17 protein-coding genes and 1 pseudogene are annotated in these 22,051 nt (G+C 39.3%); 8 read left to right on the forward strand and 10 right to left on the reverse strand.

What is annotated here, in order from left to right; genetic code table 11:
* Positions 1–203 precede the first annotated feature (203 nt).
* The gene (locus DW182_RS11590; protein ID WP_118295620.1) at positions 204–824 is read left to right on the forward strand and encodes a CatB-related O-acetyltransferase; all 621 of its coding nucleotides are present in this window, start codon (positions 204–206) and stop codon (positions 822–824) included.
* On the opposite strand, the gene DW182_RS11595 is transcribed toward DW182_RS11590, so the two are convergent.
* Complete coding sequence (locus DW182_RS11595; RefSeq protein WP_007667422.1) at positions 783–1,406, reverse strand: DUF1062 domain-containing protein; 624 nt, start codon at positions 1,404–1,406, stop codon at positions 783–785. The genes DW182_RS11590 and DW182_RS11595 overlap by 42 nt on opposite strands.
* Before the next feature lie 110 nt (positions 1,407–1,516).
* On the reverse strand, positions 1,517–2,356 hold the full coding sequence (locus DW182_RS11600) for an RteC domain-containing protein (RefSeq protein WP_118295621.1): 840 nt from the start codon (positions 2,354–2,356) through the stop codon (positions 1,517–1,519).
* A gap of 412 nt (positions 2,357–2,768) precedes the next feature.
* Here DW182_RS11600 and DW182_RS11605 point away from each other — a divergent pair, with 412 nt between their 5' ends.
* Together DW182_RS11605 and DW182_RS11610 are read left to right on the forward strand one after the other, a co-directional pair.
* Positions 2,769–3,608 carry a helix-turn-helix domain-containing protein gene (locus DW182_RS11605; protein ID WP_118295622.1) on the forward strand — a complete coding sequence of 280 codons (840 nt, stop codon included), beginning with the start codon at positions 2,769–2,771 and terminating at the stop codon, positions 3,606–3,608.
* Positions 3,609–3,624: 16 nt separating this feature from the next.
* Positions 3,625–6,348, forward strand: a complete 2,724-nt coding sequence (locus tag DW182_RS11610) for a response regulator (RefSeq protein WP_118295623.1) — start codon at positions 3,625–3,627, stop codon at positions 6,346–6,348.
* Positions 6,349–6,388: 40 nt separating this feature from the next.
* Here the strand turns inward: DW182_RS11610 and DW182_RS11615 are convergent, their stop codons facing one another.
* Complete coding sequence (locus DW182_RS11615) at positions 6,389–7,324, reverse strand: DMT family transporter (RefSeq protein ID WP_118295624.1); 936 nt, start codon at positions 7,322–7,324, stop codon at positions 6,389–6,391.
* 1,142 nt (positions 7,325–8,466) lie between these two features.
* Here DW182_RS11615 and DW182_RS11630 point away from each other — a divergent pair.
* The 3 genes and pseudogenes from DW182_RS11630 to rsgA all read left to right on the forward strand — a co-directional run.
* The gene (locus tag DW182_RS11630) at positions 8,467–9,093 is read left to right on the forward strand and encodes an HU family DNA-binding protein (RefSeq protein ID WP_007667409.1); all 627 of its coding nucleotides are present in this window, start codon (positions 8,467–8,469) and stop codon (positions 9,091–9,093) included.
* Positions 9,094–9,299: 206 nt separating this feature from the next.
* Positions 9,300–10,112, forward strand: coding sequence for a class I SAM-dependent methyltransferase (locus DW182_RS11635; RefSeq protein ID WP_118216777.1), 813 nt, complete (start codon positions 9,300–9,302; stop codon positions 10,110–10,112).
* A 1-nt stretch (position 10,113) separates the two neighbouring features.
* Positions 10,114–11,079 (forward strand): annotated as a pseudogene (gene rsgA, locus DW182_RS11640) (ribosome small subunit-dependent GTPase A); the annotation flags it as partial.
* Between the two features lie 86 nt (positions 11,080–11,165).
* Here rsgA and DW182_RS11645 read toward each other — a convergent pair.
* Positions 11,166–11,942: a glucose 1-dehydrogenase gene (locus DW182_RS11645; RefSeq protein ID WP_118295626.1), complete on the reverse strand. Its 777-nt coding sequence runs from the start codon at positions 11,940–11,942 to the stop codon at positions 11,166–11,168.
* A 186-nt stretch (positions 11,943–12,128) separates the two neighbouring features.
* Between DW182_RS11645 and DW182_RS11650 the strand changes: the two genes are divergently transcribed.
* Both DW182_RS11650 and DW182_RS11660 read left to right on the forward strand, forming a co-directional pair.
* Positions 12,129–13,481, forward strand: coding sequence for an MATE family efflux transporter (locus DW182_RS11650; RefSeq protein WP_118295627.1), 1,353 nt, complete (start codon positions 12,129–12,131; stop codon positions 13,479–13,481).
* A gap of 350 nt (positions 13,482–13,831) precedes the next feature.
* The gene (locus DW182_RS11660) at positions 13,832–15,175 is read left to right on the forward strand and encodes a hypothetical protein (protein ID WP_233564140.1); all 1,344 of its coding nucleotides are present in this window, start codon (positions 13,832–13,834) and stop codon (positions 15,173–15,175) included.
* 847 nt (positions 15,176–16,022) lie between these two features.
* On the opposite strand, the gene DW182_RS11665 is transcribed toward DW182_RS11660, so the two are convergent.
* The 6 genes from DW182_RS11665 to DW182_RS11700 all read right to left on the reverse strand — a co-directional run bounded on the left by DW182_RS11665 (position 16,023) and on the right by DW182_RS11700 (position 22,043).
* The gene (locus tag DW182_RS11665; protein WP_118295629.1) at positions 16,023–17,063 is read right to left on the reverse strand and encodes a nucleoid-associated protein; all 1,041 of its coding nucleotides are present in this window, start codon (positions 17,061–17,063) and stop codon (positions 16,023–16,025) included.
* A 2-nt stretch (positions 17,064–17,065) separates the two neighbouring features.
* Positions 17,066–18,499 carry a hypothetical protein gene (locus DW182_RS11670; RefSeq protein ID WP_118295630.1) on the reverse strand — a complete coding sequence of 478 codons (1,434 nt, stop codon included), beginning with the start codon at positions 18,497–18,499 and terminating at the stop codon, positions 17,066–17,068.
* A complete protein-coding gene (locus DW182_RS11675; RefSeq protein WP_118295631.1) occupies positions 18,496–19,533 on the reverse strand; it encodes a nucleoid-associated protein in 1,038 nt (345 codons plus the stop codon). Before DW182_RS11675 ends, DW182_RS11670 begins: the two co-directional genes overlap by 4 nt.
* A gap of 416 nt (positions 19,534–19,949) precedes the next feature.
* The gene (locus DW182_RS11685; RefSeq protein WP_118295632.1) at positions 19,950–20,849 is read right to left on the reverse strand and encodes a DUF5712 family protein; all 900 of its coding nucleotides are present in this window, start codon (positions 20,847–20,849) and stop codon (positions 19,950–19,952) included.
* A gap of 4 nt (positions 20,850–20,853) precedes the next feature.
* A complete protein-coding gene (locus DW182_RS11690; RefSeq protein ID WP_118295633.1) occupies positions 20,854–21,438 on the reverse strand; it encodes a BfmA/BtgA family mobilization protein in 585 nt (194 codons plus the stop codon).
* A 254-nt stretch (positions 21,439–21,692) separates the two neighbouring features.
* On the reverse strand, positions 21,693–22,043 hold the full coding sequence (locus tag DW182_RS11700; RefSeq protein ID WP_118295634.1) for a helix-turn-helix domain-containing protein: 351 nt from the start codon (positions 22,041–22,043) through the stop codon (positions 21,693–21,695).
* Positions 22,044–22,051 lie beyond the last annotated feature (8 nt).

Genomic DNA, 22,051 nt, shown 5'->3' on the forward strand with positions numbered 1-22,051 from the left:
GAGATATAGGTGGCATGAATTGAAAAGATTGTATCTTTGTTGTGCGATATAAACCATAGTCTTTAATCATCATGAAATGGCAACTTTGTAAATAGCTTCGTTTAGTATGATAGGGCAATAGCTAAGTCTGTTGCCCAACTTAATTGTGACCGTTTCCGTCATAAGATATTAAAATACTAAACATACAAAAAGAAGTAATTACAATGAATACGAAAACATTTCCACGTACCAATGATTATCAGACTATTTATCTGAATACCATTATCAACAATCCGAATATTATAGTTGGTGATTATACCATATACAATGATTTTGTAAATGACCCGACCCAATTTGAGAAGAATAATGTTCTCTATCATTATCCTATCAATCAAGACCGCTTGATTATCGGAAAGTTCTGTTCCATTGCCTGTGGGGTAAAGTTTCTTTTTAACAGTGCCAATCATACATTGAAATCCTTGTCCAACTACACATTCCCCTTGTTTTTTGAAGAATGGGGATTGAATAAGAAAAATGTAGCCTCAGCATGGGATAATAAAGGGGATATCATTATAGGTAATGACGTCTGGATAGGTTATGAAGCTGTTATTATGGCAGGAGTGCATATAGGAGATGGAGCCGTCATCGCAGCCCGGGCAGTGGTAACTAAAGATGTTCCTCCCTACACCATAGTAGGAGGAACACCTGCCAGGAAAATACGGATGCGATTTGAGGAAGAGACAATCGCTAAGCTGCAACAGATACAATGGTGGAACTGGCCTGTTGAGAAAATACGTCGGTCCTTACCCTATATCATGGAGGGAACGGTTGACAGACTTATCTAATTCTTCTTTTTGTATCAGAATCATATCTCCATCTTTCACCTTATGTTTTTGGGGTGGTTTGTTGCCTGAAATGATAATTATACCATCTTCGAACATACGTTTCACCTGATTGGCAGAGAGTGAGAAGCATCTTCTGATTAATGATGATAATTTGAGATCAAACTCAAACTCGCACTTGATGTGGATTTTGATAACCTCATTGGATAGATTCAGCAAATCTTCAAATGAGGTATCAGGAACGACTACATATTCTACGCTACCATAATCCAGTCTCAGGCTATTCTTTTTCTCCATTTCTGTAGAAAAAGCATACTTCCAGGCCGTATCTTTATCATTCATTGAAAAGCTATGGAATAATGTTTTGTCAATCAAATCCGGTTTACTACGTGATAACAAAGTGAGGTTACAGGTGTTGTCGCACTTCACGCATCTGTAAATCAACCATACATCTATATTTTTCTTTTGAGCATTCATCCTGAACTTGTCGCTACAATAAAATCGGTTACTATCGCAGTGACTGCACTTCTTAATTAATAAAGGGGGATTCTTCGCCTTTACTTCCCATGTAATTGTTGTCTCCATAAATAAGCTATTATCTTTCTTTGCGGGTTAAGCTATTTTTTGGCAAAGTTGGATATTAGCTATTTGCATAATTCACAAGATGTCACAAGACGCTGTGAAATATTCTTTGTTTACTTGTCAAGTTCGTCCATCATTTGGGTTATTTTCTCTTTCAGTTTATCCAGAAATTGTGTCCTACTCTTCTTCCTGTTCCTGATTTCAAGAAATATCCGGTAGAAATCACCAATCTCAATATCAAAAAGAGCTTCACAGCAGAAAGCAATGTCTTTCAGGTTCGTGTTACCATTATTAAAGCACTTTCCGGCATATAGTGCATAAATGAATTCTACTAATGAAACTTTACTTTCAGTCCATTGTAATAGTTTACTTTCTATGATGGAGGTGAACTTAAGATGCAGTTTTTCCGATAATGCATCAATCTCTGTGGAGAGATAATGGGTGAGTTGCTTATTTGCTAAGATCTCTGCTACGCTGGAATCATGCAAAGTGGAAAAAGAAGTATCTCTGTCCAACGAGTGACAGTGAACATCCGCAAGGATATCATAATGCTTTCTCATGAAATACAGATGATCTGAGTCGGTTTTACCGGATTGATAATAGTTATAGAAATTCTTGTCTGAAGAGACGTTCTTCAGACTTTCGTATTCTTCCTTCAAATATTTATATTGAGCTGACGGTGATTTCCCAATCCGGTTCTTTTCAATCTGATACAGACGGATATAAAATATCAGTAGACCGGATATTTGTGGTTTCCGGACTTTAAAGAAAAGAATTTCCTCCTCGGAATTGATAAACTGATAATCCGCAACGGTTGCTTTTAGTCGGGCGAGTGAAGTCTGTATGAAGCCGACTATTTGCTTTATCTTATCAAGGATATCAATATCTTGTTGCTCAATTCTTTTGATTTCTACTTCTATATCTTGCTTAATGTTCTTTACGAAATTCTCCATTCGCATTCAGCGCATCCATAACTTTCAGGCGGTTGCTGCGAAACCTGCTAAAAGTCTGAATTGCAAATTACAATTGCCTTGCAGAGGCAATGTAGTTAATACTAAAAATGATAAAATGAAAAACCTGTCTGAATAAGAATTATTCAAACGAAAGAAATTAGCCTGTGGTTTGTGAGGCTAATATTAAGCAATAACAAATTTAAGAATTGTGCCCAAAATATTTGCTTTTAGAATTCAGAACAAATATAGTTCTTTTTTCGTAAATCCTCTAACTCTATGGTCAAAATGTAGATTCGGAAGATATTTTTTGCTGGCACCGAAATTTGCTATTCGCGTTCTATATTTTGCATCCTGAAATTTGGTTGAGGATAAATTAGTATCTTTGTTATTCATTTTAACCACGACATTTTAGATGGATGGCAATTCTTATATATATACCGATCTCTCTGCTCTTCCTGCAGATGAACATGAAGCGTATTTGGCAGAAGGATTTGGTGGGGTTTGCACAGGTGGAACGGCTGTAATAGAGGTTTTTTCAACCAGCCGCCGAATATCCAAAAACGACCTGGTGACAGTTTTGCCGCTACAGTCAGTATCAATCCGTGAGGTAAGTCCCGATTTCTCCATGACTTTTTTCAAAATAGATAAGACGATGTTCTTGGACACCATGAGTAGCTTGGGGAAGATCACTCCTGATTTTTTCTTTTATATGCGGAAGAATTTCCAGTTTCGGTTGACTCGGGGTGAAGTTCAGAGATTTCTTAGTTTCTGCCGTGTAATTGATTTTCGGAACAGTTCTGGCGATCCCGCTTTCCGGCGGGAAACCATATTACACTTGTTGCGTATCTTTTATTGGGATTTCTATGTTCATTTTCGCAAGACCGTAAGCCGGGAGGGAGTACCTGTTCCCTTGAATTCTAATAAGGAGAACATTGCTTTCCGGTTTGCAATGCTGGTCTATGAACACTATAAGCAACATAAAGAAATGGCATTTTATGCGGATAAGCTGTGCATAACTCCTCAATATCTGACCCGAGTTATTCAGGAGGTAAATGGCCAGTCAGCCCGCGAGTTACTTGCAAGTCATGTTGTACTTGAGGTGAAGGCATTGCTTCGGGACGCTAATCTTGAGATAAAAGATATTGTGCGGCAGACGGGCTTTTCAAACCAATCGTCGCTAAGTCGCTTTTTTCGCCGGCATACGGGTATGTCTCCGACAGAATACCGGCGTACAATTCATATTATTCGCTAACTACAAAACTTGATAAATGGAACGACTGGAAGCACAAACTTGCAATGGAGATAGTACATCTTTTGAAAAAGAGATGTTGGCATTGTTACATGAACAGATTTTCTTGACAGATAGCGTGTTTGCCCGTCTGCCGATGGGTGTGGAAATTTACGATGCGTCAGGCATACTCCGTTGTTTAAACGAGCGGGCACGACTTATGTATGGTGTTGAACTTGATGCGGTAATAAACAAAGTCAATTTGTTTAAAAGTCCTTATGTGAACGAGGTGCTTTTAGCGAAGATTCAATCCGGGGAAGACATTGTGCTTGAATTTGAGTATGATTTCGACCGGGTGAATAAAGAGTATTTCCGTACTTCCAATAAAAATACCATTATCTATGAGGTCAAGATTGTTCCGATAACCAATAAGAAGGGAACTATCGTAGGCCATATATTGCTCACCAATGATGTGACTTCTACCAAAGAGGCGGAGTATCGGACTGAAGAAAGCAAGAAAAATCTGGAGATGGCGATGGAGGCTGCGAATATGTCTTCATGGGTATACGACGTGTACAAAATGGAGTTCGGGGTATTGCATGGAAATTCTGTTTTCAAAAGTGGTATGTCCTTGGAGCAATTGTTACTGACGCTTCATCCGCAGGACTGCGCTCCCTTGAGGGAACTCTTTTCCCGGCTGATAAACAAAGAAGTCCGGCAGGGACAGCTCACAGTACGTGTTTTTAATGAGCAGGAAGGAGAATTCCGGCATTATGAAAGTCGTATGCGGCTTTCGACCGAGCATTTTGGCAAATTGCAGATCGTAGGCACCTTGCTGGATGTAACTGAAAAGATCCGGATGGCAAAAAAGACACAAGATCTTTTGACTAAACGTGAATTGGCCATGAAGGTTAATGATATAGTTCATTGGGATTTCAATGTACAGACGCAAAAATTCGAATCTTACAATGACCCGGTGAACGATTATGCTTCTGATAAGTTGGTATCCTTGGAAGAGTACTTGAATGTGATTCATCCCGAAGATAGGTCTTTGGTCAATGATGCATTGCAATCTATGCTGTTGGGGCGGAATATGAATATAAATCTTACCTGCCGCATTCAGACCAGGTATGATGATACATGGCAATATTGCAATATTACGGGTGTCCCTTTCGAATCCGGAGAGGCAGGAGAGGTTATCCGTTATACCGGATTTAGACAGAATATTTCCAAACTCCACCAGTTGAACGAAGAGCTTAAAGAACGGAACTACAAGATGGAACTGACTTTCAAAACTGTTGGTATGTCCTATTGGGATTACGATGTGAAGACCCGGCAATATCGGTCATTCAATGATCCGGTGAATGATTTTAATCCCGAAAGAGCAATTATGCCCGAGGATTATTTGAATGCTGCTCATCCTGAGGATACGGAACGTGTTCGTGAAAATATGATCGGCATGTCTGTCGGGCAGTATAAGGAATTCTCACTTCAGTATCGCTCCCGTACCAAATGGGATCAGGATTGGCAGACACTGATTGTTACCGGGCTTCCGTCTGAACGCGATAAGAAGGGAAATGTCATTCGCTATACCGGTATCGCTTTCAACAATACGAAGTGGGAAAAAATGGCTCAGGAACTGAAGGAGCTGAAGGATAAGGCCGAACTCTCCGACCGGCTGAAATCGGCATTCCTGGCCAATATGAGTCATGAAATACGTACACCATTGAATGCTATTGTAGGATTCTCCGAATTGTTGGTCGATAGTGACGACCCGGATGAAAAGAAGGAGTATTGGCATATCATCGAGTCCAACAATGACTTGTTACTGCGACTTATCAATGACATTCTGGATCTTTCGAAGATTGAGTCGGGAATTATTGATCGGAAACGGGAACGGTTTAACCTGACGCAACTGTGCAATGAACTCTATGTGATGATGCGGTCGAAGATTCTGAATGTTGATGTGGAGTTGGTTCAAGATAATCCTTGTCCTGAATGTTGGATCTTTCTCGACAGTAACCGGCTTAAGCAAGTATGGATGAATTTCCTGACCAATGCGATAAAATATACCAGATCAGGATATATCAGAATGGGATACTCTGTTGAAAATGAAGGAATCCGGTTTTATGTAGAGGATACAGGGGCAGGTATCCCTAAAGATTTACAGAATAGGGTTTTCGGTCGCTTTCAGAAGCTAAATGAATTTGTTCAAGGTACAGGACTTGGATTGGCTATTTCCCGGGCAATTGTGGAAGCTGCGGATGGAGAGATCGGATTCATTTCTGAGCAGGGGATTGGATCAACCTTTTGGGCATGGATTCCATGTGAAATCTTTCAGCATGGAGATGTCGGTTGTTCGGAAACATCTCTTTCAAACCGTTGTCTGGTGTTTAGTGAAAGCAATGACAGGAAACTCAAAATATTGGTGGCCGAAGATAACGACAGCAATTTTTTGTTAGTGCGGAATATTCTTAAGGATTACGACTTGTTACGGGTGACCAATGGTGTAGAGGCTGTTGAGGAGATTCGTAATGGGAGGTTTGATTTCGTGCTTATGGATTTGAAAATGCCTGTCATGGACGGTTTGGTAGCGACTCGGAAAATTCGGGAGTTCAATAGTGACATCCCGATTGTAGCACTTACAGCCAATGCTTTTGATGCTGACCGTGCCAGTGCTATGGATGCCGGATGTAATGCTTTCTTGCCCAAACCGGTAAAACGGAAGCAATTGCTTGAACTTCTTTCAGGAGCCTGTCGGTAAAGATAAATAGCAACTCACTTTAACAGATAGCTTATCTTGTCTATTTGGGAGTGTGCTTCAAAGGTAATCGTGGGAACAATTTCCTGAACCGTACCAAATGTGTCGTAATATTGCTTCCGGCTATAATAAACGTCACAGCCAGGATAATCAATACAATTCCGCAACACAATCTCGGTGTCAGGCTTTCCCCGAAGATCGTTACTCCGAAGAATACAGCCGTGACAGGTTCCAAAGCTCCAAGGATAGCCGTAGGAGTAGAACCTATGTATTGCACGGCTTGCGTCGTACAGAGAAAGGATATAGCTGTAGGGAAGATAGCCAATGCAATCAGATTCCCCCATAAATACCATTTATCGACAACGTGCAGGCTTTGCCCGAAGTCTACACGAACTAAAAAAAGCGACAGGCCGAAAAGCAATACATAAAAAGTAACTTTAAGTGTTGCCACGTCTTTTAATATCGGCCGGTTTACCCCCACAATATAGATAGCGTAGGAGAGGGCTGATGCCATGACTAACCCAACGCCAACCAGACTGAGGGTTGTACCGTCACCTCCTTTATAAAGTAACCCTATACCGCTTAAAGCCAGAAAGATACATAGGACTGTTTGTAATGTGACTTTCTCTTTGAAGGCGACAGCCATAATCAGTGCTACCAAAATCGGATAGACAAACAGTATCGTTGAGGCAATACCGGCTTCCATATAGTTATAGCTTTGAAATAGGGTAAGAGAAGATATGGCGACCAACCATCCCAGTATGACTAATGGCAATATTTCTTTCCGTTTCAGACTAAAACTTCTGCCTCTCGCTTTGAGCATAATCCCCAAGATGGGAATGGCGAACAGATATCTGAAGAAAAGAACGGAATCCGGATTCATACCTTCCCTATATAGCGGAAGGGTAAAGAGGGGATTCATACCATAAGTGGCGGCAGCAACGGCTCCCAATATATATCCTTTGACTTTTGTATTCATAAACACTAAATTATTTCTTAGTTTTGGCTTTCTTTTTTAGGGGGAGCAAAGGTAAATCTTTTCTTTATATATTATTATTACAGATCTCTTAATTTTTGCTTTTTCTTTCCTTGCCTAGCTGTATGTCTGAATTTTAACTGGTTATATTTCAAATGTTTCAAAGAACGAACATAGATTTTAATGGAGCGGAAATGAAGTGCCGTGATCTATCAGAACTATGTATTGAACCCCGAACTGGCATCTTACATATAATTGTTGTAATCTGGTAGAACTCTCCTTTTTCCATAATGAATGATTAGGGAATATTTTGTGATTATATCCGACACCTATGATACCATTCTTATCAATTTCACTCTAACTCTGTTGCGTGAATATTGATGGTCTGTAGCATATCCGAAACATCAGCCGGAGTGATTCCCTGGCATTCTATCCTTAATACCTTTTCCCAATCTTCAAAGTCTACATTCCGTTTATGAATCTGAGGATATTGTGTAAACAGTATCCCAATTCTTGTTATGTCTTACTCCTTGGTGATGGAGGTTCGGAAAATAAAAATACTATCACTTAGTTTAATTTAGTCTACTTAATTTGTCTGAAAGTACCTGGTTACGGAGGTAAAGGTAAATCGAAATATCCTTCAATAAAGAGTTATTAGACAAACTTCATGTTGCTTATGACGAAATGAGTCTTGACTACGACGAACTTAAAACAATAGGGCCCCCTATACTGTGAAAAGCTATAGGGGAGAAATGTATAAGCATATTCATGCCCTATGATTTTTTTTATAAAAAGTTGTCCGAAATTGCTATCTTTTCAATCATTCTTTCAACTTCATCGGCCGAATTCATTATATATCCGTCAAACGCTGCTTGCATGGCAGGTTCGCTAAAAACTTCCTTTATCCCTGTCAAAAACTTGCTTTACATTAAAGTAAAAGTTACCTTTGCCGTAGAGAAAACTATAACCGAAACTTCTGATTGTAAAACCATACCTTCTGATTGTATAACCGAAAGTTCTGATTATAAAACCGTAACTTCTGACTAAAGTTTGCAGTATAAGTAAAGCAACTTTTCTCCCAATGTAAAGCAGCTTTTCTTTTAATGGCGAACAACTTTTTTATTAATGTCTGATAAACAAAAGATATGGCATACTATGTAATGGAAGAAATGCCCGACATTCACAAGACGGGCGAGCGCGTTCTCTATCCACGCTTTGCAATGATAGACCAGGTTTCAACAGAACAACTGGCACGCAACCTGTCGGAAAGCAGCGGCTTCAATGTGGGTGATATAATAGGAATTGTGAAGCAACTTGCCATCGAAATGTCGCATCAGATGGCAGAGGGACGCTCCGTTAAACTGGATGACATCGGAACTTTCACTCCGGCTTTGATGCTGCGCACAGGCAAGGAGCGGGAAGAAGCGGGAGAAAAAGCGAAGCATCGCAATGCACAGAGCATCGTGGTAGGCAAAGTCAATTTCCGTGTAGATATGAGTTTGGTGTATCGCATCAACGGTCGCTGCCTGTTGGAGCGGGCGCCTTGGAAAACCCGTCGTTCTTCGCAAAAGTATGCTCCGGAGCAGCGTTTGGCACTGGCGGTAAAGTATCTGGAGTCACATTCTTTTCTTACTGTCAGCGAATATCAGCAATTGACCGGGTTGTTGCGCACCACTGCTACGAATGAACTGAAAGAATGGGCGGCCCTCCCGGATTCCGGCATTGATACTGCCGGACGTGGAGCACACAGGGTTTATGTGAAGAAGGGGTGAAAAGAATACACGAAATTTGTTGTAAATCAAAATATTATTTATCTTTGCACCATGACAAAGACATTCAAATCGGATTTGGTTTAATAAACAATCTGTGTTTTTGATACAGATTGTCCTTTCGTTTACTCTCGGATAACTCCTTTCGAGAGTAGTTTTCTATTATTATAATTCAAGTTTAATCTGCGTACAATGATGAAGGCATTGTTATGCTTTCCGTGTATGCAAAATACATTAAGAAAATGAGTAACGAAAATAAAACAATTCACGATTTCGAACTTCAATTAATCTGTGACTTCTTCTCCAATATGGAACGCCAAGGGCCCGGAAGTCCTGACGTAACACTGAAAGCGCTGAGCTTTATAGATAGCCTTACCGACAAGTCCCTTATCGCCGACATCGGTTGCGGAACAGGAGGACAGACAATGGTATTGGCCGGGCATATTACCGGACAGATTACCGGACTTGACCTTTTTCCCGACTTTATTGATATCTTCAATCACAATGCAAAGCAATCAGGTTTGCAGGACAGAGTGAAAGGCATTGTCGGTTCTATGGATAACCTTCCTTTTCAGAATGAGGAATTAGACCTGATTTGGTCGGAAGGAGCCATTTATAATATTGGTTTTGAACGGGGATTGAATGAGTGGCGTAAGTATTTGAAGCCGGGAGGATATATTGCCGTTTCTGAAAGTTCGTGGTTTACTGACGAACGTCCTGCGGAAATCAATGACTTCTGGGTGAATGCGTATCCTGAAATAGATACGATTCCCAATCAGATAGCCAAGATACACAAAGCTGGTTATCTTCCCGTCGCTACATTTATTTTGCCGGAAAATTGCTGGACAGAGCATTACTTTGCTGCAAAGATTGAAGCTCAGAAAATCTTCCTTCATAAATATGCGGGAAATAAGATTGCTGAAGAATTCAGTTCGCTTCAGTTTGATGAAGAAGAACTGTACAGCAAGTATAAAGCATTCTACGGTTATACATTTTTCATCGCAAAAAAGATAGAGCTATGATTCATTCGTACACCGTACATGCTACGAGGTTGTTTCAGAAAACGGTCTGTTTCAGTGTGAACTGACGGGGAATATGATGTATGGAAAATCAGACTTTGAACTCCCTTGTACCGGTGATTGGGTACTTTTTCAACCATTCGACGAACATAAAGGGATTATAGTGGATATACTGCCTCGCGAACGGACGCTATATCGCAAGAAAAACGGAACGGTTGCCGATAAACAGGCCATTGCCTCGTATGTCGACAAGGCATTTATCGTGCAAAGTCTTGATGATAATTTCAATGTTCGCAGAGCCGAGCGTTTCATGGTTCAGGTGCAGGAAGAGAATATCAGTCCTGTATTGGTGTTTAACAAGGCTGATTTAGGGTTTGATAGGCAGAAAGTCGAAGAACAGATCAGGCACATTGCCCGTCAGATACCGGTGTTTTTTACAAGTATTCATCAACCTCAGACGATTTTCCAATTGCGGGAGTCTATATCGGCAGGCGAAACGGTTGTGTTTGTCGGCTCTTCTGGCGTAGGGAAAAGTTCTCTGGTGAATGCGCTTTGCGGGAAATCGGTGTTGTTAACGTCTGATATCAGTCTGTCCACGGGAAAAGGAAGACATACTTCCACTCGTCGGGAGATGGTATTGATGGACGGTTCAGGGGTATTAATCGATACTCCGGGTGTCCGGGAATTTGGTTTGGCCATTGATGATACCGATTCTCTTGCAGAGGTGTTGGAGATTTCCGATTATGCTGTATCGTGTCGTTTCAAGGATTGCAAGCACATCAGCGAACCCGGATGTGCCGTTTTAGAAGCGGTAAGTAGTGGTATATTGGACCGTAAGGTTTATGAGAGTTATCAGAAACTTCGACGGGAAGTGTGGCATTTCTCCACTTCCGAACATGAAAAGCGTAAAAGGGATAGATCCTTTTCAAAACTCGTGGAGGAGGTGAAGAAACTTAAATCGGATCGCTAATTTCTATTTAGGCAGTGCAGTATTCTTTTAGTAGAATAGCTGCATTGTTTTATATGTCCAATTATGATTTGAATTATCTGTAAATATCAATCGAGTGTCTGAATACCCCCTCCGTTTACAAACAGCGTTTGTCCGCTAACCCATTGCGAGACGGGTGCAGCAAAATAGAGTACTACTCCGGTAATGTCACTCACCTCGCCCAGACGTTTTATGGGAGTATGTTCCAGCATCTTTGCTTCTATTTCGGGAGTCAGCACTGTAGATAAGGCGTGGGTCCTGGTAGCTCCGGGACCTACGTTGTTGATACGTATTCCCATCGGACCGAAGTCGAATGCAAGATTACCTGCCATGTGGTTCAGGGCTGCTTTGGAAGAGGCATAAGCACTCATATTCGGACTTTTATTAATACTGCCCATCGATGTGATATTGATGATGCTTCCATAACCCGATTCAGCCATGTGAGGTACAACAAGCTGGCATAAACGCCATGCACTGAATAGATTGAGGTTGAATACCCTCTTGAAGTAAGCAATGTCTATCTGGAAGGGATTCTCCCGTCCGCCACCTCCTCCACCGGCATTGTTGACCAGGATATTGACCGTTTCATACTCTGCGACAGCTTTATCAACCAGGTTTACTAAGTCTGCGTCATTAAGCACATTGCAGGCTACAGCAATCGCTTTACCTCCATTCTTAACGATTTCATTTGCAACAGCCTGGGCTTTTTCAAGTACCAGATCACTTACCACTATGGAAGCTCCGAAGTGCGCGAGTGTTTCGCAACTTCCTTTTCCAATGCCATCTCCACCACCGGTCACTATGGCTACTTTTCCGCTTAGATTAAAAAGAGAATCTATATTCATTGTTATGCTTTTATATTATACAAGAACATGAGAGCATGAAAACAGTTCGACTGGGAATATTTGATTTATGAATAATAAACACGGAAATGATTTATTTCCGTTTCTTGGAAAAGCCGCACGCATTACCTTTGGGGCGAGTGGAAATTCTCATACCTTTGCACTTGTTTTTAGAAAAGAAGAATCACGATGATCAATAAATATGAAGAACGTCTGGGAACCGAGCGTATGTTACCACTGGTTTTCAAAATGGCGCTTCCGGCAGTAGCAGCACAATTCGTCAATTTGCTTTATAGCATTGTCGACCGTATCTATATCGGACATATACCGGGTATTGGGACGGATGCATTGGCAGGCGTAGGGGTAACAATTTCTCTCGTGGTATTGATTTCTTCTTTTTCAGCAATTGTAGGTGGAGGTGGTGCGCCACTGGCTGCCATAGCCCTCGGGCAAGGTGACCGCCAGCGTGCCGGAAAGATATTGGGGAATGGTTTTACCTTGCTGATTCTATTTACTTTAATTACTTCCTTCATTGCCTATACCTTCATGGAGCCTATCCTGCTCTTTACAGGCGCTTCGGAACATACATTGGGCTATGCGGTCGATTACCTTTCCATTTATTTGCTGGGAACTGTTTTTGTGGAGATTTCCACCGGGCTGAATTCCTTTATCAATGCGCAGGGGCGTCCTGCCATTGCCATGTGCTCTGTCTTAATCGGAGCTTTATTAAATATCATTCTTGATCCTATATTTATCTTTTGGTTTGATATGGGGGTGAAAGGTGCTGCTTTGGCTACGGTGATTTCTCAGGCTTGCAGTGCCGCATGGGTACTGTCTTTCCTGTTCTCCCGGAAGGCTTCTCTGCCTTTGGAGAGGCGCTATATGAAGTTAAACCGGGGGATTGTTATTGCGATGCTGGGGCTGGGAGTATCTCCGTTCATTATGGCCAGTACAGAGAGTTTGGTGGGCTTTGTGCTGAATAGTAGCTTGAAAGATTTTGGAGATATTTACGTCAGTGCGTTGACGATATTACAGACTTCGATGCAGTTTGCCAGTGTGCCGCTGACGGGGTTTGCGCAAGGCTTTATTCCGATTGTAAGTTACAATTATGGCCATGGTGATAAGCAGCGTGTGAAGGACTGTTTCCGTATTGCACTGATCACGATGTTCTCTTTTAATCTGATTCTGATGCTGCTTATGATCCTGTTCCCTTCAACGGTTGCATCTGCTTTTACAAGTGATGAAAGGTTGATAGAAACGGTTCGTTGGACTATGCCTGTCTTTCTGGGTGGTATGACCATATTCGGTTTGCAACGTGCCTGTCAGAATATGTTTGTTGCATTGGGGCAGGCTAAGATATCCATCTTTATCGCTTTGCTCCGCAAGGCCATTCTGTTGATTCCGTTAGCACTGGTACTGCCGCATTATATGGGAGTGACCGGAGTATATGCGGCTGAGGCTATATCTGATGTTACGGCTGCAATTTGCTGTACGCTGTTGTTCTTTTGGCAGTTTCCTAAGATTTTGGGAAAAATGAAGTAAATGATGATATATTATCACTTCAATGTATTGATTTCAAATAGGGATGATTATGCCAAAACTTATTTTTCCAATGGGGTAAGGATCATGGAAACTTTCGCTGGCTTATGACCTTTTGCTAAGTAACGGTTTTAATGGTTACCATACCACGACTATTAATGGAAAAGGAGAACTTGCACTTACTGACGTCATTACGTTGGCAGCTGAAATAGGGCTATCAGAACAATATGCAACTCAGACTATAGAAGAATTGACTGAGAAATGTGCTGCAAGAAAGATGGTAAAATTCAGGTTGAGATAATTACCGGCTTGATGAATATCATTTAGTTTATAACTTGATCGGTTTTAGTCGTATGGCAAAGAAAAAAACTCATATAGACTTCTGTCATGAATTGAAAGCACAGAATTTAAAAGTTACTGTCTTGGGAATATACAAGGATTACAACTCTAAAATTGCTGTAAGATGCGACAAATGTGGTTGTGAATGGTCACCAAGGGCAGGAAGTCTATTGCACGGTCATGGCTGTCCCAAGTGTGCCGGAGTCAAACTGAAATCTCATGCAGAGTTTGTGAAAGACTTAAAATCCCAGAGAGATGACGTTATCATAATTGGTCGATATGCGAAGGCACTTGAAAAAACTAAATTCAGATTCTTGAAATGTGGACATGAGTGTGATATCACTCCTGCACATATTCTTAGTGGCAGGGGATGTCCGGAATGTGGACGATCCCAGAAAGGAGCGTCTCAGCGCTTGACGATGGAGATATTTTTGGAACGTCTCCATAAAATCGACCCGAATCTTGTTGTCAGCGAAGGCGCAACGTATATAAATAGTCATACACTTATGTCGCTTCATTGTAATGCCTGCGGATATGAGTATCAAATAAGACCTCATGATGTTCTGAACCAACGTGGCTGTCCTAACTGTCACAGGTCCTGCACTTCCTTTTTAGAACAATTCATATATCACTCATTTGCTCATATTCTGGGCGAATCTAAAGTCATGTCAAGAGAGAAAACGGTGATAGGAGTTGAATTAGACATATATGTGCCTGATTTAAAGGTAGCCGTAGAGCCCGGTTCGTGGCACTGGCATAAAAATATGGTAGCGAAAGACTGGGAAAAGCATCTATTGTGCAAAGATAAAGGCATCAAACTCATAACTATATACGACCACTATGATGATGCAACAGTTCCTTTTGATAATTGTCTAGTGACACCTTGCGATCTTGTCTCTCGCCGGAATATAGATAAACTGATTGAAATAACAAAAAAGGTCCTCTCCGAATTCGGCTTATATTCGGAGCTTGGTACAAGTGAGTGGGAAAAAATTAAGAAGAATGCTCAAATTGATTCAAGGCGAATGAGCACTGAGGAATTTAGAGAAGAACTGTCTAAAATAAATGATAAAATTAAAATTATTGGTGATTTTGTAGGAGCTAATAATAGAATTAAAGCGCAATGTAAAGTCTGTAATCATGAATGGCATGTGAGACCGTCTTCTTTACGTTTAGGTTCGGGATGTCCTAAATGTGCTGGTACTTTAAAAATGACACATAATGACTTTGTTGAAAGATTAAGTTCATTACAGCCCGATATTATCCCTCTGGCAGAATATATCAATATTGACACTTCTATAAGAATAAAATGTAAAGATGTGGCTATATATGGTCTACCCAACCCTATCATCTTGTAGCGAAACATAATAGAACCGGCTGTCCGAAATGTGTCAATAAAGCACGGAGGACCCATGATGATTTTGTTAAGGAAATCGCAAAGCTGTTACCTACAATTAAAATTATAGGAACCTATGTAAGTAGGCATAAACCTATAATGGTACAATGTAGTGCATGTGGTAAGACTTGGCAGGCATATCCGGGAAATTTATTGCGGGGAAGTGGCTGTAAAAGTTGCAAATTGAAGAATACGATACGACAAAGAAGCAGGAAAATAAGATGTATCACTACAGGAGAGATTTTTAATACATTTAGAGAAGCTGCTGAAAAATATAATATAAGTAACTCGGCAATTTGTTTGTGTTGTAAAAATGATCCTAAACATAAGCATGCTGGAGGGCTAGAATGGGAGTATATTATACTTTCTGATACTCTTTGAAGCTGAAGTAATCGTTCCCATCTGGTGAGGCTTAATTTTATTATTGGATATAATGGTTACTCTTTTGTGTTGGTTTTAGGTCACGAATTGGTCACGAAAGTGTGTCTTTTTGTGGCCTTTTTAGATCTTAGGTCACGGACACTATACAAAAGGCAACTCCTACAATATATTGATATTGTAGGAGTTGTCTTTTCGTTGTCTGGTTTTGTCCAGCTTTTCAGTGATCCGCCTGGGATTCTCCTTAAAGAGTTACCACGCTGATATTTAAAACTTTATATTTTTAGCTTCAAGCATATCCCATGATTTATCCCACTAATTTGCTACGTGCTTTTGCAGTAGTTTGCTCATGGAGAATACCGAGGACAAAGGTAGTTATTTTTTAGGATCTTACAAAAGGTAGAAGTTTATTATATATTTTTAGCCATATTCTAATTTTCTTCCTGATAATAAACCTTGTAGAATTTACCTTTTTTATCCTCACCTTGTTCTATAAGCTCTCGGTCTCCATGAATATAAATATGAAAATTCTTATCCAGTTTTATAACGCTTTTCAGCGAACGGGTTTGTTTCTTGACAGCACTTTCCGAGATTGCGAAATTATCAGCAATTTCCACATCATAATTCTGTTGAAACGACGATTTGAACTGGTTAAAACTGTTAATAATATCAGGTTGACCGATTACCTCATTTGCAAATTCTGTCATATTGAAGCTTTCGTTTTCTTTAAAGAATTTTACCGATTTATTTAGCAAATCCACTTGGTCGGCTTTGGAAACTTCAAAATGCTGTGGTAATTCATTTTTTACAAAGTTTTTGCAAAGTGATAGAATGTTTTGCGTGTTATGGTATTCATCTTTTCGCTGGCGAATATGCAAGAAATCATCCATCCAATACTGCGCTTCCGCTCCTTTATTTGTGTTATCAACTACAGCTACAATATATCCGTTTTCACGTTCGGTATTAAATATCAAGCAACCTTTGTCTAACTTATTGATGTTGATGCCTTGTTCGCTATCTACGTCAAAATCGTCTCCTGATGGGAAAACTTTTAAGAAGGTGTCTTTATTTTCGGATTTGAATAATCCAACAGCATCAACCGTTTCGCCATCTATGATACAATCGTTGAAATAAACTGTATAAAATTCGCCAGCCTTTACTTTTGGGTGAAAACTTTGCTCATACAAGTGTTTGGCAAGATTTATAGATTGTTTATGTAGATATTCCACATTATCAAAAATTTCACTAACACAAGCAAAAACCTCATTCATGTTTAGGTTAATATCATGACAAAACGTATAATACTCTTGCTTTTGAATAAATGGTTTGATAAAATAATTTATCAATACATTCTTTGTCTTTTCGTCTAATCCTAAGGCAGAATGAGAGCATTTAACATGCTCATCATTATTTTTATTGCCAACAAGATGGATTGCAACACTTTGAATACTTGTTTCGTAAAACTGTATCATCTTTAATTCACTATTTTATTCCAAATACATGGAAAGTTAAAACATACAAAAGCAATTGCGATATAACACGCTACTATAATCAAATATATAATTATGCTCCCTCTTGCCCTTTTATTGAGCGTTTTTGACTTATGAGTTTCAAAATCTTTCTGGGACATATATTCTCTACTGACATTTTTCCAATAATCAAATTCTTTGCTACTCCTTCGGATATCATAAAAGTCGGCAATCATCTGAAAAATTGCCGATATAATAAAATATCCTCCAAATGCGATAAACACATATTGGATTAGTTTATTTTCAAAAAGTTTTAATATTTCTGTTGCTTTGGAAAAGAGTGTAATACCGACTAAGATAAACGCTGCAAGTACATCCCGAAGTAAATTGCTCAATAAGGAGCGAACTTTATTAGAATATAGGTCTGAAAGACTTTTTAAATCTTTCAAAAGATCTTTCAGTTCTTTTTGGTAAGAATCTTTTCTTTCATATACAATATATGAATAGCGCTCCTTCGCTTGTTGCAGACTATTTTCAAGCACATGCGGCAATCCAACAAGAAGAGGCTTTGATAAATCAATATCAAGTGTTATTCTTTCAAGTAATAATTTCAATCGCAAATCTCGTCTCTCTTTTTCTCCATAAATCCAATGAACCGCATCCATTAGTTCATTATTAAACTTCAAATTGATAGGAATATTCTCAGTCCCACATAAGACCATATCCAACCGTCTAACACCTCTAAGAATTACCTTATCATCCTTTTGAACTTCATTAACTAAACAGCAAAGAAGAATTTTTGCGGAATTTTTTAGAAAATCATTTGGTATTGATTTTTCTGGTTCGCCGAATGTAATTAAATGTTTTTCGAGATGAATACAAAACGGCTTCTCGGAAATCACATGAACAATATCTAATATATCCCTGTTTGTAGGAGATTTTGTATTAGATACAGCAAATGTTGAATCAAGATTATTTTGATTGCAAATAAGAATATTGGGACCTCCCCAAAGGCATTTTATGTCCTTAACAACTATTTTTATGGGACTGTATGTATTGAACGGATGAGCTTCTTCAAACGGGTTTGCTTTTGAACTCCATTTTGAAAACTCTTCTTGCGAATAAAAAAAGTTTAAATGAAATCCTCCTTCTTGTTCCTTTCTGATTAAAACCTCTTTGTTGATGTTTATCCGCCATGAATCATTATTTTGCAAGTCATTGATAAAGTCATTGGCAGAATAGCTATTTGACCCAATAAAAAAGGTAAGAGCAGATTGAATGTTACTTGTTGTGAAAATATTGTTCAACTCATTAAATGAGGATTTATTTTCATTGCCATATTCTCCTGAAATAGTGAGATAGCCCCAGTTCTCAGTCCATGTTGGTTGAAAACTGTTTTTTATCTTATCCAGTATATCGAATATTCCAGTAAGCATCATTGTATTTCTTGAATGTCGCTTGTTTCAATTACAATACAATATATACCATTGTTATTAGGTTCATTTGGAATGGTTATGTTGTGGTCTTGTGGCTCTCCCGTCCATTCGATTTTAACGCCCTCGGCTGTTTGCCGTACATTCTTTTTTGTTTTCTTCGTAAGTGCGTTGCGATTAACGTCAAAAGACTGACCTGCAAGTCCTTTTTCTGTTAAAAAATCATGCAAGGAGGCTTCTAAGCGACTTCTTCGGTTGCTATCATCATCCCTTACAACGAACTTAATGAAAGCATCTGTTTCAAATGTATCAATATTCCATAAATGTTCAATAGCCCGATTTTTATATTGAGATGGTTCTTGTTCTGGGTCTAATAAATTTCTATTTTCACTTGCCCACTTAAGAACAAAAGAAACTGCATTTGAAGTAAGCTGACTTTCTGTTTCTCTTGGATTCACAGATAAAAAATTCCGAAAATAGTCGGTAATAGAAGATGGTTTGCTTCTATCATAGACTAAAACATCCCATACAACATTTGCGCTGATATCGATTAAAGCTACCTTTTGAATAGCGCTTTTGTCTTCGACAAATGTATTTTGTACTTCTTTCAAAAGTGCTTTATTCCCCTTCAATTTGTATTCATAGACTTTCTTATGGTCGAGTTTTACCATAAATAAAAGTTTTCTTTTTTTGATAGATGCCAAAGCAATAACAAATACTCCGTCATTTGTATTACTTGTATGTGAAGTTTTAAACCTGTCAGTTAAATCTTTTGATGCTTTGATAAAATTAGCATCAGGCGCTTTTATGATGGTTTGAGCCAGTTTACGAACTGCAACATCTTCACCTGTGAATATATATTGCCTTCCTTGTGCTGAATCGGCTAATCGGTCTTTAAAGAACTTTGTTTGCTCTTTCGTAATTTCCAATTCATCCAAAAAGTAGGGTTGTACATCATCTTTCAAAATGATATGGAATATTAATTTTTCTATTACAATAGCTTCTTTGTCTGCTACCGATAAAACACTTTCTTTAGGCATAGTATTATGTTTTAGAATTTGTCTTTCATTATTTTGTACTCACAAACAGTTTTCTTACATCCACTCTCTACGCTTTCGCTGTGGCAAACAGTGTTTCAAACGACGGTTTTGATCCGTTTGTACCCTAACGAGAAACTGTTGCTTCATTTCTTTTTAATGCTTCAGCAAGCCATTTGCCCGTGCGCTTCCTCTCCACAAGTACAACTTTAATCTGTTCAGCTCCATTCATCAAATCGTTGAGGTAATTTGCAAATGTAATAATTAAAGTTTAACTAATCAATAGAATTGTTATTTAGTTTTCTCAAAACGACTTCAAGAGCACTATTATGCGGATGGTAGAAGTTATTCTCGCGGTCTTCCGCTCCTCTAAAAGGCTGCGAAACCATGAACTGGAAATAACTTTGAAACTGAACAGACTATTGCCTGAACCCCCGTTTGGGTTTCTTCTTTCTCTTGGATTTTAGCGGTTGTTGCTCGTCCACCGGATTGACATTCGCCGCCGAAGGAAGGATTGAAAATGCAGAGGATAATCCAAAATCAGTCAAATCTGCTTGCTTATATGCATATCTGCCTATTTTTACATCTTCTGTCTCTTTTTCCTTTTCACCTGCAAAAGATTGTTTGGGGGCTTTCAATTCCCACTCTTGCATCTTTAGTTTGTTCGTCATATTGCTATTTTTCATGGTGTTGCAGTACTCGAACGTTTCGGCTAACTGCCGATTGTAATTAAACAGTTTATCAAATCCTTGTTCTGCCTGTTGAAATAGGTTCACTCGGTCAAAGCCACCTTTTATCACTCCATTCTTGGTGTTTTTGTGATTGGTAAGTGATGATAGCTTCTTTTTATTAGATTGATCTTTCCGGCTCACAATCAAATGACAGTGCATATTCAACTCATTATCTGAACGACTACGATCAAAATGAATTTTGCCGTAATACTTTATATCCGCAGCAGATAGTTCTTTATTAAAGTTATTAGCATATTTGGGAATAAATACTTCACGAATATACCGCTTCATCGCTTCGGCTTGCTCCTGTTCGGTATTACCCATCGCCCGAAGTTCGCTTTCTGATGGGCTGACATGGATAGCATAAAACTTAGCATCTATTTTCAATAGTTGCCCGTTATTGCTATCTATATCCTTTATCACTTTTGATTTATAGATATTATCCTCTGTCAGATTGAAAAAGCCTTCGGTATAGATACCCTTTTCCATCCGTTCTAAATCTTCGTGTTCCATGTAATTAGCTAATTGTCGGCAGCTTCCTGAATTATTGTATGTTCCGTTTGATGGTGGGGCAAAGTCTATGTGCATGATTCTATGTATTTATCAGATTGCTGATTTCGGCTTTCAGACTCTCTTTCCTTTTGCTATCCATCACACCGCAAGCAGAAAGTTCCGAATAGAGCTGTATCAGTTGAAGCAGCTTTTTATAATCCCGTTGGTGTATCTGGTAGAGTGCGTTAATCTGTTTCGATTGGTTGTTTATCACATCGGCATGATTGCCGAATTGTTCACTTAACTTTTTTAGTACGGCTGTTTGTCTTTCCTGACTGGCTTCTAGTTGAGAGAGAATAATAGTTTCTAAAGTTTTGCCAATAGTATCAAAGCGTAAAGCGATTGAATTTGTTGCCCGTATCATAGGATTCAGTTGTTCTTCCTCATAGTGACGGATAAAGCGAATAATATCATCCTGTCTCTTATTTATTTTCGCCAGTTCCGATTTTACGGATTCAGGTGCTTCGGATGGATTGATATGTGCCTTATCTAAATACTCGAACGCCAACTTTACAACTTCACTCTTTTTCAGTGAATAGCGTTTGCATATCTTCTCTACCAAAGCTGCCGTTTCCTTGTCTATGGAAATGGTGGTGAATATAGTTTTTCTACTGCTGTTTGGCATGGTAATTACTTTTTTATAGAAATATGAATAGATAAATACCTGATAATAAGCATTACAAAGAAAATGCTTATTACAGGTGTCATTACAGCGTGTTCTTGTAATACGCTAAAGCCGAAGGCTTTGTCCCGCAGGGCAAGAGGGAAGAACAGGACTTGTCCAGTTCCCTCTTGCTTCATTTAGCGAAACGAGCCAAGCCATAGGGCGAGGCGGTTTCTGCTAAATGGGGAATGATAGCACTTCATCAGGTGGCAACATTACCCACCATGTTTTGCTGAGGTTTGCTTATCAAGCTGATTTTCCTTTTTGAACCGTTCGTAGGTCTTACAATCGGCATTTTCTTGAACAAATACACGAATGTCAGCCGCACGATAATAGGTTTTATGGCTTATCGTAAAATAAGGAAGTTTGCCACTCGCCCGATATCGTTGTAAGGTTCGGAAAGATACTTTCAGCAGGAAAGCTAAATCCTGATTGTCTAACAGTCGGTCGTTTTCATCCAACACTTTATCGGTATTGATTAATGATTGTAGGTTTTGACCTATTTCGTTGAGTTTCTTCGATAGCTTCTCCATCCACTTATCGAAGTTTTCATTATCTACATACATTTTGCTTC

Source organism: Bacteroides sp. AM16-24 (assembly GCF_003471885.1).
Lineage (GTDB): Bacteria > Bacteroidota > Bacteroidia > Bacteroidales > Bacteroidaceae > Bacteroides.

Bases quoted from the DNA above. Each gene is read 5' to 3' on its own strand.
- DW182_RS11590 (WP_118295620.1), top strand. From the start codon at position 204: ATGAATACGAAAACATTTCCACGTACCAATGATTATCAGACTATTTAT.
- DW182_RS11595 (WP_007667422.1), bottom strand. From the start codon at position 1,406: ATGGAGACAACAATTACATGGGAAGTAAAGGCGAAGAATCCCCCTTTA.
- DW182_RS11675 (WP_118295631.1), bottom strand. From the start codon at position 19,533: ATGCCTAAAGAAAGTGTTTTATCGGTAGCAGACAAAGAAGCTATTGTA.
- DW182_RS11665 (WP_118295629.1), bottom strand. From the start codon at position 17,063: ATGATACAGTTTTACGAAACAAGTATTCAAAGTGTTGCAATCCATCTT.
- DW182_RS11685 (WP_118295632.1), bottom strand. From the start codon at position 20,849: ATGCACATAGACTTTGCCCCACCATCAAACGGAACATACAATAATTCA.
- DW182_RS11660 (WP_233564140.1), top strand. From the start codon at position 13,832: ATGGCAAAGAAAAAAACTCATATAGACTTCTGTCATGAATTGAAAGCA.
- DW182_RS11630 (WP_007667409.1), top strand. From the start codon at position 8,467: ATGGCATACTATGTAATGGAAGAAATGCCCGACATTCACAAGACGGGC.
- DW182_RS11605 (WP_118295622.1), top strand. From the start codon at position 2,769: ATGGATGGCAATTCTTATATATATACCGATCTCTCTGCTCTTCCTGCA.
- DW182_RS11690 (WP_118295633.1), bottom strand. From the start codon at position 21,438: ATGCCAAACAGCAGTAGAAAAACTATATTCACCACCATTTCCATAGAC.
- DW182_RS11645 (WP_118295626.1), bottom strand. From the start codon at position 11,942: ATGAATATAGATTCTCTTTTTAATCTAAGCGGAAAAGTAGCCATAGTG.
- DW182_RS11600 (WP_118295621.1), bottom strand. From the start codon at position 2,356: ATGGAGAATTTCGTAAAGAACATTAAGCAAGATATAGAAGTAGAAATC.
- DW182_RS11700 (WP_118295634.1), bottom strand. From the start codon at position 22,043: ATGTATGTAGATAATGAAAACTTCGATAAGTGGATGGAGAAGCTATCG.
- DW182_RS11670 (WP_118295630.1), bottom strand. From the start codon at position 18,499: ATGATGCTTACTGGAATATTCGATATACTGGATAAGATAAAAAACAGT.
- DW182_RS11650 (WP_118295627.1), top strand. From the start codon at position 12,129: ATGATCAATAAATATGAAGAACGTCTGGGAACCGAGCGTATGTTACCA.
- DW182_RS11610 (WP_118295623.1), top strand. From the start codon at position 3,625: ATGGAACGACTGGAAGCACAAACTTGCAATGGAGATAGTACATCTTTT.
- DW182_RS11635 (WP_118216777.1), top strand. From the start codon at position 9,300: ATGCTTTCCGTGTATGCAAAATACATTAAGAAAATGAGTAACGAAAAT.
- DW182_RS11615 (WP_118295624.1), bottom strand. From the start codon at position 7,324: ATGAATACAAAAGTCAAAGGATATATATTGGGAGCCGTTGCTGCCGCC.